Raw genomic sequence first — 9664 nt, 5'->3', positions numbered from 1 at the left:
AGCGGTCCACCGATGCCACCAGGCCTGGTGACACCACCCCCCGGATCATCCGTTCGACTGGGGGACAAAGTCATGCCAGGCCTGGCGACCAGGGCTCTTGATCAGAGCCACGAAAACGGTAACGGGGAGTCTGCAGTTTCAATTGAAACTGTGGTTCCGGGTCAGTGGGTGCCGGCGAGGTTGAGGCCGATGACTCCGGCGACGATCAGGACGATCGAGACCATTTTGAGGACCGAGAAGCCGTCGCCGAGCCAGAGCATTCCGACGATCGCCGTCAGCGCGGCACCGATGCCGGTCCACACCGCGTAGGCCGGGCCTGCGGGCAGCTCGCGCATGGCGTAGGCCAGGCCCGAGAAGCTCACCGCGGCGAGCACGAAGAACGAGATGGTCGGACCCAGGCGGCTGAAGCCGTGCGAGAGCTTGAGCGAGATCGCCCATCCAGCCTCGAAAACCCCCGACACCATCAGAATGATCCAGGCCATCATCGCTGGTCGCCCTCTCCTTCAACCCGGCCGCCGAACTTTCTGGCACTACCGTACCAATTTTCTGGTACAGATGTACCACTCTGGTGACGGAACCCACCACCCGCATGCAAGCGCCGGGGCGGGTCGGTGCCCGCCCCGGCGTCGAGTGCTGGGTCAGAACTGGGTCGCCACGGCTCCGGCGATCTCGGGGAGGCGGGCGCCATAGGGCGCCGCCGGAGACCCCTGGTTCGGGTTGCTGCGCGCGATGACCAGCTTGCCGCTGCGCGTCGCGCGGACCGACTGCTCGGAGCCGTCCGGACGCCGGGTGTCGCCCGGGGCCGCTTGGTCCGGCGGCACCGTGCCGACCGGGCTCACGATCACCGTCACGTTGCCCGCCGCCGGTCCTTCGTTCAGCACGAAGGACGCCACCTTCGCGCCGGACGGGCAGCTCGGCGTGGCCACCGGGGCCGTCGCCGCGGCTTCCGGGAGCTCCTTGGTCACCGCCGCGGCCAGCTGCGCGTCCGGCCCGCAGCGCCCACCGCGGGTGGACATGACGCTCGGCCCGTCGTCGCTGCGCGGCGACGCGACCTCGGGCTGCGCCTGGCTGGTGACGGTCTTCTGCTCCGACGGCACGACCAGGGCGACACCGCCCGCGAGCACGCCGGCGGCCACCACCGTGCCGCCGACAGCCGTCATCCGGCGCCGAGCCGTGATCCGCCGCGACGCCCGAGCCACGTCGTGCTCGTCGAACGACGCCGGAGGAACGGACTGCACCGAATCGCGAAACAGCTCTTCAAGCTTGCTCTCGTCCACTTACCCGCACCTCCTCACGCCGACCGCAGATCGCCGAGCTCATCACCGAGCACCTCGCGCAACGCCGCGAGGCCCCGCGCGCTCTGGCTCTTCACGTTGCCTTCGCTGCACCGCATCACCGCTGCGACGCCCGCGACGTCCAGCCCCTCCAGGAACCGCAGCACCAGCACCGCGCGCTGCTTGGGCGGGACCTTCTGCAACGCGGTGAGCAGGGTTTGCTTGGTCGCCACCGAGTCGTCCACGTCCGGGTTGTCCACCGGGCGGTCCGGCAGCACCTCCGCGGCCCGCTCCCGCCGCCACGGGCGCCGGGACTCGTCGATCACCGCCCGCGTCAGCGTCCGGCGCACGTAGGCGTCCAGCGCGCCCTTGTCGCGCACCTTCCGCCAGTGCCGGTGCAGCGAGATGAACGCGGTCTGGGCGAGGTCGTCCGCGCGGTGCCAGTCACCGCACATCATGTACGCCATCCGACGCACCGCCTCCCGCCGAGCCGCGAAGTACTCCGCGAACTCCTGCTCCTCGTGCTGGTCCACGCGGAACTCTCCGCTCGTCAGTGCTTGCACGTGTAGGACGGGACGCCCGGCCCCAACCGTTGCACGCGGCGACCGGGCAATCCACCCCAGTGATTGATACCGCAGTCCCCCCAGCGGACCGCGCCGGGCTGTTTCCCTCACCCCGGGTCGATGTGATGTGATCTGTTCGTGACCAATCTGGCCCCGATCGACCTCCGCTCCGACACGGTCACGCGTCCCGACGAGCAGATGTCCGCGGCCATGGCGGCCGCTGAAGTCGGCGACGACGTGCTCGACCACGACCCCACGATGCGCGCCCTGGAGGAACGCGTCGCCAAACTGCTCGGCGCCACCGCTGCCCTGTGGGTGCCCAGCGGCTCGATGGGCAACCTGATCTCGCTGATGCTGCACCTGCAGCGCGGAGACCGGTTCCTCGCGCCGCACGGTTCGCACGTGCTCGCCTACGAGTTCGGCTCGGCAGCCTGGCTGGCCGGCGGCATGCCGCAGCCGCTGGAGTGGAACGCCGGGCCCGGACGACCGACCCCGGAAACCGTGCGCGGGCACGGCGATTCCGGCTACGACACCCTCCGCACCACGTTGCTGTGCTTGGAGAACACGCACAACAGCGCTGGTGGTGCGGTGACCCCGCCGCACGAGCACGCGCAGCTGGCCGCCGCGGCCCGCGAGAAGGGCCTGCGCATCCACCTCGACGGCGCCCGGATCTGGAACGCCGCGATCGCCCTCGGCCTGCCGCCCGCCGCGCTGACCGTCGGCGTGGACAGCGTGCAGGCCTGCCTGAGCAAGGGGCTCGGCGCGCCGGTGGGGTCGGTCATCGCAGGTTCCGAGGACTTCATCAGCGAGGCCCGGCGGGTCCGGCGGATGCTCGGCGGCGGCGTTCGGCAGGGCGGTGTGCTGGCCGCGGCCGGGCTCGTCGCGCTGGACCGCATCGACGCGCTGTCCGTCGACCACGACAACGCCCGGCTGCTCGCCGAGGGCCTGGCCGACCACGGCTGGTCGGTCACCACGCCGCAGACCAACATCGTGCTGGCGGCGGTGCCGGACGTGGCCCTGTCCCTGGAACGCTTGTCCGCGGTCGGGGTGCACGCGGTGTCGATGAGCGGCCAGATCCGCTTCGTCACCCACCGCGACGTCTCCACGGCCGACATCAAGGAAGCACTGCACCGGATCGAGGAAGCCCGGATCTGACCAGGAGGTGCCCGTGGTGCGTTGGGTCGTCTTCGACTACGGCGAGGTGATCAGCCGCCGGACGGCGGCGCTGCCCGAGCTCGCGGCGATGTGCGGCGCGGATCCCGAGGAGTTCGAGGCGGCGTACTTCGCCGAGCGCAAGGCCTACGACTGGGGCTGCCCGGACCTGGACTACTGGCGGGCGGTGGGCGCCCGGCTCGACCGCGAGGTGGACCGAGCCCTGTCCGCGCGCCTGACCCGGGCCGACGTCGCGGGCTGGTACGAGACCGACCCGGCGGCGGTGCAGCTGCTGGAGGACCTGCACCGGCAGGGCGTCACGATGGCCCTGCTCTCCAACGCGCCGTCGTCGTTCGGCCGCGCAGCGGAGCACGCGGACTGGGCGCGGCTGTTCAAGCACCTGGTCTTCTCCGGCGACCTGAATCTGGCCAAACCGGACGCCCGCATCTACCGCGCGCTGCTGGAGACCATCGACGCCCGGCCGGCGGAATGCCTGTTCTTCGACGACCGCCAGGAGAACATCGACGGCGCCCGCGAAGCCGGGCTGTCCGCTGAGCTCTGGCCCGGGCCCGCAGCGGCGCGCACGCTCCTGCAGGCCCGCGAAATCCTCGTCTGACGTGCTGGAGGGGCACCTCCCGGTCGGAGGTGCCCCTCGCGTCAGCTACGGCTTGATCTGCTTGCGGTCCCGGGCCCAGCCGAGCGCGGCGGTCGCGACGAACAGGATGCCGCCGATCACCGCGAGCCAGAACAGGCCCTTGATGACGACACCAGCGACCGAAATCACCAACCACAGGACCAGCAGTCCGCCGATCACCTTCCACAACATCGCAAGCACCTCAGCTCGACCGCGGCAACCCGTCACCACAAGCCTGCCAGATGGAGTGCCCGATTAGTCCCACCTGACGCGGATACCAGGGAAAACTCAGGGTCGCGGCAGCCAGGCCTTCAGGCGCTCGACGGCCTCCGCGATGTCGTCCGCGCTGCCCGCGAAGGACATCCGCACGTAGCGGCCGCCCAGCTCCGGGTCGAAGTCCGCGCCCGGCACCACCGCCACCCCGGTCTCGTCCAGCAGGCGCCGGCAGAACGCGGACGTGTCGTCGGTGAAGTGGCCGATGTCGGCCCACGCGTAGAACGCGCCGTCGGCGGGGGCGACCTTCGTGATGCCGAGCGAGGCGAGGCCGTCCAGCAGCAGCTCGCGGTTCTTCCGGTAGCTCTCGACGTGCCCGGCGGCCTCCTCGTAGGCCTCCGGGGAGAAGGCCGCCACCGCGGCGTGCTGGGACAGCGCGGGCGGGCAGAGGGTGAAGTTGCCGGTCAAGGCGTCGACCGCGCGGCGCAACCGCGGCGGCACCAGCATCCAGCCCAGCCGCCAGCCCGTCATCGACCAGTACTTGGAGAAGGAGTTGACCACGACCGCCTCGCGGGAGGTCTCCCACGCCGAGTGCAGCGGGTCGCCGTAGCTCAGCCCGTGGTAGATCTCGTCGCTGATCAGCTGCACGCCGTTGGCATCGCACCAGGAGGCGAGTTCGGCCAGTTCGGCGTCGGAGAGCACGGTGCCGGTCGGGTTCGCCGGGCTCGCCACGATCAGCCCGCGCACCGGCTCGTCGAGCTCCTCCAGCATGGCGACGGTGGGCTGGAAGCGGGTCGTCTCGTCGCACGGCAGCTCCACGACCTCGCAGCCCAGCGCGGACAGGATATTGCGGTACGCCGGGTATCCGGGGCGGGCCAGCGCGACCCGGTCCCCGGCGTCGAAAGCCGCGAGGAACGCGAGCAGGAACGCGCCGGACGCGCCGGTGGTCACAACGACGTCGTCGGCCTGCACCGGCAGCCCGTACGTCCGGTCGTAGTGCCCGACGATCGCTTCGCGCAGCGCGAGCAGGCCGACCTGCTCGGTGTAGCCGAGCGGATCGGCGGTGAGCGCCGCCGCGGCGGCTTCTCGGACCGCCTCCGGCGCGGGGGTCGACGGCTGGCCGGCGGCCAGCGAGAGGACATCACCGTGGGTGCGCTGCCGCGCCGCAGCGGCGGTCAGCACCTCCATCACCTGGAACGGGGGGATGTTCGCGCGTGGGGCTGCGGCGAGCGCGTCCGTCGTCACCATGCCCGCCAGCCTGCCAGATCGTCGGGCTACTTCTTGGGTTCGACCTTCGTGAACGTCCAGAGCAGCAGGTAGACGACCAGCCCAGCCCCGTTGGCCAGCACGAACAGCAGGCGCACCAGGATCCGCGGCAGCCCCAACCGGTCCGCGATGCCCGCGCACACCCCGCCGATCCAGGACCCCCGACGGCGTCGGACGAAACGTTCAGCCATGCGCGCCACCCTAGGGAAGATCGTCAGTAGCCCTGGTACCCGCCGCCGGACGCCATCGACTTCAGGCCCGGGTGGCCGTCGAAGCCGCCGTAGCGGTCGAAGGTGTAGCGGACGCCCGCGATGATGTTGTCCACCGGGTTCCAGATGTCGTCGTGGCCCGCCAGCTTGTAGGACTGGAAGGTCGGGTCGATGCACTGCATCAGGCCCTTCGACGGGGTTCCCTTGGCCGCGTTGGAGTCCCAGTCGTTGATCGCGTTCGGGTTGCCGCCGGACTCCTTCTGGATGATCGTCCAGATCTCGTCGATGTTGTCCTCGGTGACCGGGATGCCGTTGGCCTGCAGGATCTTGATCGCTTCCTTGATCCACTCCTGCACGTTCCCGGGCGGCGGACCCGCCGGCGGACCTCCGCTCGGCCCGAGGCCACCACCGCCACCACCGCCGGAGCCGCCTCCGGAGTGGACGCCACCGCCGCCACCGGACTCGCCGCCGCCAGCACCACCGGCGCCGCCGGAACCCGACCCGCCGGAACCGGAACCGCTGGTCCCGCCAGGCGATCCGTGCTGTCCGCCGCCGGGTGTCGCGGACTGCTGCTCGGTCGACGCGGGCTCCGCCACACCGGCCTTCGGCAGCGCGGAGAACACGCCGTCGAGCCCGCCCGCGGCGCTGCGCAGCTTGCCCAGGGCGGCGCTGAGCTTCGAGTTCGCCTCGGCGATCTTGCCCTCGGCCTCCCCGGCGTGCTCCTCCATCGCCTTGGTGATGGCCTCGTCGCGCCGCTTCGCCGCCTCGTCCTTGGCCTCTTCGTCGTCCTCGGCGTTCGCGACGTCCTTCTCGTAGGCCTGGTCCGCGCGGCGCGCATCGGCCAGCGCCCGCTCGCCGATCGCGTTGACCTGGTCCTTCGCGGACTGCACGGCCTCCGCCGCTTCGTTCATCGCGTCGGCCGAGCCCTGCAACGCCTCGTGGGCCTTGCCGAAGCCGCCGTTGACCTTGCCCATGTAACCGATGAAGGCGTCCGCGGAACCGCCTTCCCACCTGCCGTCGAGGCCGTTCACGGCCTTGCCCAGCTCGTTGCCGTGGTCGTCGGCCTTCGCCGCCGCCTCGCGCCACCGATCGCCGATCGCGCGGATGTCCTCCGGCCTGCTGTCCTCGATCTTGCGCAGCTGCTCGGCGAGCCGGCCACCGCCGGGCTTGCTCGCGACTTCTCCCGAAATCCCCATCAGAACCCCAGATCAGCGAAACGAGTCGGCGTTGGCCTGATCGATGTCGTCCATGCTCGTGCGCACCGAGTCGAGCTCGCCGCTCGCGCTGCGCAGCAGCTGCTCGGCCGCGTCGAACTGCTGCTTGCCCGCGGCGTCCAGCTCGATGATCGCGCTGGCGAAATCACCGGCCGCGTCGAGCTTCCCGAAGATCGCAGCATCGACGTGCTGCCCCTCGAAGCCGTCGCCGACCGCCCCCACCGGACCGGCCTTGCCGTCCAGCTCCGCGCGGCAGTCCTCCAGCGCCGCCAAGTTGTAGCCCGCCTTCGCCACGACCCCTCCTCGTGCTCGGCCCGCTCGATTCGACGGCGGGGACGGCGGGCCCGGTTCCCCCTGGAGGTTCAGAACACCAGAAAAAACCGCCCGGTGGCGGGATTTCCCCTCGCCACCGGGCGGTTTCGACCCGAATGTCCCTATCGGGCAGTCGGAACGGTGATCTCTCCCCGCACAGCGCGGAGCGCGATGTCGGTGCGGTGGTGCGAACCGGGCAGGTGCACGTTGTTGACCCGCTCGTACGCAGCCTCGCGCGCCGCCGCCAAGTCCTCGCCCGTGGCCACCACGGACAGCACGCGGCCACCGGCCGAGAGCACCGCGCCGTCCTCGCGACGCCGGGTGCCGGAGTGCAGCACGCCCTGCGCGTCGCTGCCCTGGATCACGTCGTCCACCCGCGGCCGCCCCGGGTAGCCCTCCGCGGCGATCACGACGGTCACCGCCGAACCGGACTCCCACTCCAGCGGCGGCTGCTCGGCGAGCGTGCCGGTCGCCACCGCGTTGAACAGCGCGGCCAGCGGCGTGTGCAGCAGCGACAGCACCGCCTGGGTCTCCGGGTCGCCGAAGCGGCAGTTGAACTCGATCACCTGCGGGCCGCTGGAGGTCAGCGCGAGACCGGCGTAGAGCAGCCCGGAGAACGGGGTGCCGCGGCGCGCGAGCTCGTCCACGGTCGGCTGCACGATGTCGCGCACGACGTCGTCGACCAGGCCCTCCGGCGCCCACGGCAGCGGCGCGTAGGCACCCATGCCGCCGGTGTTCGGGCCCGCGTCGCCGTCGCCGACGCGCTTGAAGTCCTGCGCGGGCAGCAGCGGGACGACCGTGGTGCCGTCGACCAGGCAGAACAGCGAGGCCTCCGGGCCGTCCAGGAACGACTCCAGCAGCACCGGGTGACCGCTGTCGAGCAGCGTGAGCGCGTGCGCCCGGGCTGCGTCGAAGTCGCTGGTCACCAGCACGCCCTTGCCCGCGGCCAACCCGTCGTCCTTGACCACCCAGGTCGGGCCGAAGTGGGTCAGCGCGGCGTCCAGCTTGGCGGGGTTGTCCACGATCTCGCTGTGCGCGGTCGGCACGCCCGCGGCGAGCATGACGTCCTTGGCGAAGGCCTTCGAGCCCTCGATGCGGGCCGCCGCCTTGGACGGGCCGAAGCAGGCGATGCCCGCCGCGCGGACCGCGTCGGACGCGCCCGCGACCAGCGGGGTCTCCGGGCCGAAGACGACCAGGTCGGCCTGCCACTTGGTGGCCAGCTCGACCACCTCGGCGGGCTTGGCGACGTCTACGCCGTAGTTCTCGGCCAGCGCAGCGGTACCGGCGTTGCCGGGCGCGCAGGCCAGCGCCGTGACTGAGGGATCGCGGGACAGCGCCAGGGCGATCGCGTGCTCCCGGCCGCCACCACCGATCACGAGGATTCGCACGAACCGCAGCGTAGAGCGTGCGGCAGGCCACGCGGGAGCTGCCCCCGCCAACTCGGCGTTCACCTGGCGGTCGGCCCGATGTCGCACCGCCTTGCGCGAATGGTCGATTGCGGCGGTCAGTGTTTTGCCCGAGTGTGCAGCGTTGATCAACGCGCTGCGAGACACGGGAGGGCAAATTGACGATTCGGGTACGCCTGACGGCGCTGTCCGTCGCGGGCGCAGCGGCGCTCGGGCTGATCACCGCACCGGCCATCGCCGCACCGAACCGACCTGCCGGCACCGAGCAGGTGTCGGTGTTCGGCCACCGCGGCGCTTCCGGCTACCGGCCGGAGCACACGCTGGCCTCCTACGAGCTGGCCGCCCGGATGGGCGCGGACTACATCGAGCCGGACCTGGTGCCGACCAAGGACGGCGTGCTGGTCGCGCGGCACGAGAACGAGATCGGCGGCACCACCGACGTCGCCGACCACCCCGAGTTCGCCGACCGCAAGACCACCAAGGTCATCGACGGCGCGTCGCTGACCGGCTGGTTCACCGAGGACTTCACGCTGGCCGAGCTCAAGACGCTGCGCGCCAAGGAGCGGATCCCGGACGTGCGGCCGAACAACACCATCTACGACGGCCGCTACGAGGTGCCGACCTTCCAGGAGGTCCTGGACCTGCGCGCCCGGCTGTCCCGCGAGCTGAACCGGGACATCGGCGTCGCCCCGGAGACCAAGCACCCGAGCTACTTCGCCAAGCTCGGCCTGCCGCTGGAGCCCGGTGTGGTCCAGGCGCTGACCACCAACGGCCTGAACCGGCCGGGCGCCAAGGTCGCGGTGCAGTCCTTCGAGGTGGGCAACCTCAAGGAGCTGAACAAGTCGCTGCAGGTGGACCTGGTCCAGCTGATCAGCAACAGCGGCGCGCCGCAGGACTTCATCGAGTCCGGTGACCCGCGCACCTACGCCGACCTGGTCAAGCCGGAGGGGCTGAAGGAGATCGCCGGGTACGCGGACGTGATCGGGCCGGACACCAAGGTCGTCCTGCCGGTCAAGGACGACGGGTACCTGGGCGATCCGACGCCGGTGGTGGCCGACGCGCACGCGGCCGGCCTCGAGGTCGTGCCCTACACCGTGCGGGCGGAGAACAAGTTCCTGCCGAAGGACTTCCAGTCCTCGGACGACCCGAAGGCCTTCGGCGACGTCTTCGGCTTCTTCAAGGCGCTGTTCGACACCGGCATCGACGGGATCTTCTCCGACCACCCGGACATCGCGATCACGGCCCGCGACGACTACGCCGGTCGCTGACCCACCCCGCAACGGCCCGCTCATCACCCGGATGGGCGGGCCGTCCTGGTTCCGCGAATCCGCAGTTTCAATTGAAACTGCGGAACCCACCCACGGCGGATCACAGTTTCAATTGAAACTGCAGTTCCCTGCGACCGGGAGTTCACCTGGACG

General features: G+C 70.9%; 12 protein-coding genes. 3 read left to right on the top strand and 9 right to left on the bottom strand.

Annotation, left to right across the window (positions count from 1 at the left end):
• Window positions 1-161: 161 nt before the first annotated feature.
• From OU415_RS30910 to OU415_RS30900, 3 genes are all read right to left on the bottom strand, one after another.
• The gene (locus tag OU415_RS30910; RefSeq protein ID WP_270952969.1) at window positions 162-482 is read right to left on the bottom strand and encodes a DMT family transporter; all 321 of its coding nucleotides are present in this window, start codon (window positions 480-482) and stop codon (window positions 162-164) included.
• A gap of 156 nt (window positions 483-638) precedes the next feature.
• Window positions 639-1277, bottom strand: coding sequence for a hypothetical protein (locus tag OU415_RS30905; RefSeq protein ID WP_270952963.1), 639 nt, complete (start codon window positions 1275-1277; stop codon window positions 639-641).
• 14 nt (window positions 1278-1291) lie between these two features.
• The gene (locus OU415_RS30900; protein WP_270952962.1) at window positions 1292-1807 is read right to left on the bottom strand and encodes a SigE family RNA polymerase sigma factor; all 516 of its coding nucleotides are present in this window, start codon (window positions 1805-1807) and stop codon (window positions 1292-1294) included.
• Between the two features lie 168 nt (window positions 1808-1975).
• On the opposite strand from OU415_RS30900, the gene OU415_RS30895 reads away from it, so the two are divergent.
• Both OU415_RS30895 and OU415_RS30890 read left to right on the top strand, forming a co-directional pair.
• Entirely contained in the window at window positions 1976-2992 is a 1017-nt protein-coding gene (locus tag OU415_RS30895) for a threonine aldolase family protein (RefSeq protein WP_270952960.1), read from the top strand.
• Between the two features lie 13 nt (window positions 2993-3005).
• Entirely contained in the window at window positions 3006-3605 is a 600-nt protein-coding gene (locus tag OU415_RS30890; RefSeq protein ID WP_408641941.1) for an HAD family hydrolase, read from the top strand.
• 45 nt (window positions 3606-3650) lie between these two features.
• Here OU415_RS30890 and OU415_RS30885 read toward each other — a convergent pair whose 3' ends face one another.
• The 6 genes from OU415_RS30885 to purD form a co-directional block, all read right to left on the bottom strand.
• Window positions 3651-3815: a hypothetical protein gene (locus tag OU415_RS30885; RefSeq protein WP_270952959.1), complete on the bottom strand. Its 165-nt coding sequence runs from the start codon at window positions 3813-3815 to the stop codon at window positions 3651-3653.
• A gap of 96 nt (window positions 3816-3911) precedes the next feature.
• The gene (locus OU415_RS30880) at window positions 3912-5084 is read right to left on the bottom strand and encodes a pyridoxal phosphate-dependent aminotransferase (RefSeq protein WP_270952958.1); all 1173 of its coding nucleotides are present in this window, start codon (window positions 5082-5084) and stop codon (window positions 3912-3914) included.
• A 26-nt stretch (window positions 5085-5110) separates the two neighbouring features.
• Window positions 5111-5293: a PspC domain-containing protein gene (locus OU415_RS30875; protein ID WP_270952957.1), complete on the bottom strand. Its 183-nt coding sequence runs from the start codon at window positions 5291-5293 to the stop codon at window positions 5111-5113.
• 23 nt (window positions 5294-5316) lie between these two features.
• Window positions 5317-6507, bottom strand: coding sequence for a transglycosylase SLT domain-containing protein (locus tag OU415_RS30870; RefSeq protein WP_270952956.1), 1191 nt, complete (start codon window positions 6505-6507; stop codon window positions 5317-5319).
• Window positions 6508-6519: 12 nt separating this feature from the next.
• Window positions 6520-6819 carry a hypothetical protein gene (locus tag OU415_RS30865; protein WP_270952954.1) on the bottom strand — a complete coding sequence of 100 codons (300 nt, stop codon included), beginning with the start codon at window positions 6817-6819 and terminating at the stop codon, window positions 6520-6522.
• Window positions 6820-6959: 140 nt separating this feature from the next.
• Window positions 6960-8225 (bottom strand): phosphoribosylamine--glycine ligase, encoded by a 1266-nt coding sequence (gene purD, locus OU415_RS30860; protein WP_270952953.1) that lies wholly within the window; start codon window positions 8223-8225, stop codon window positions 6960-6962.
• Window positions 8226-8407: 182 nt separating this feature from the next.
• Here purD and OU415_RS30855 point away from each other — a divergent pair, with 182 nt between their 5' ends.
• Window positions 8408-9511 carry a glycerophosphodiester phosphodiesterase gene (locus tag OU415_RS30855; protein ID WP_270952966.1) on the top strand — a complete coding sequence of 368 codons (1104 nt, stop codon included), beginning with the start codon at window positions 8408-8410 and terminating at the stop codon, window positions 9509-9511.
• The last annotated feature ends 153 nt before the right edge of the window (window positions 9512-9664 follow it).

The organism is Saccharopolyspora oryzae, from assembly GCF_027853915.1.
GTDB lineage: Bacteria > Actinomycetota > Actinomycetes > Mycobacteriales > Pseudonocardiaceae > Saccharopolyspora > Saccharopolyspora oryzae.
Note: the sequence above shows the minus strand (reverse complement) of the source record. Positions and strands in the feature narration are given on the sequence as shown.

Excerpts from the sequence above, each read along its gene's own strand:
- OU415_RS30910 (WP_270952969.1), bottom strand. The coding sequence starts at position 482 with ATGGCCTGGATCATTCTGATGGTGTCGGGGGTTTTCGAGGCTGGATGG.
- OU415_RS30885 (WP_270952959.1), bottom strand. The coding sequence starts at position 3,815 with ATGTTGTGGAAGGTGATCGGCGGACTGCTGGTCCTGTGGTTGGTGATT.
- OU415_RS30880 (WP_270952958.1), bottom strand. The coding sequence starts at position 5,084 with ATGGTGACGACGGACGCGCTCGCCGCAGCCCCACGCGCGAACATCCCC.
- OU415_RS30875 (WP_270952957.1), bottom strand. The coding sequence starts at position 5,293 with ATGGCTGAACGTTTCGTCCGACGCCGTCGGGGGTCCTGGATCGGCGGG.
- OU415_RS30870 (WP_270952956.1), bottom strand. The coding sequence starts at position 6,507 with ATGGGGATTTCGGGAGAAGTCGCGAGCAAGCCCGGCGGTGGCCGGCTC.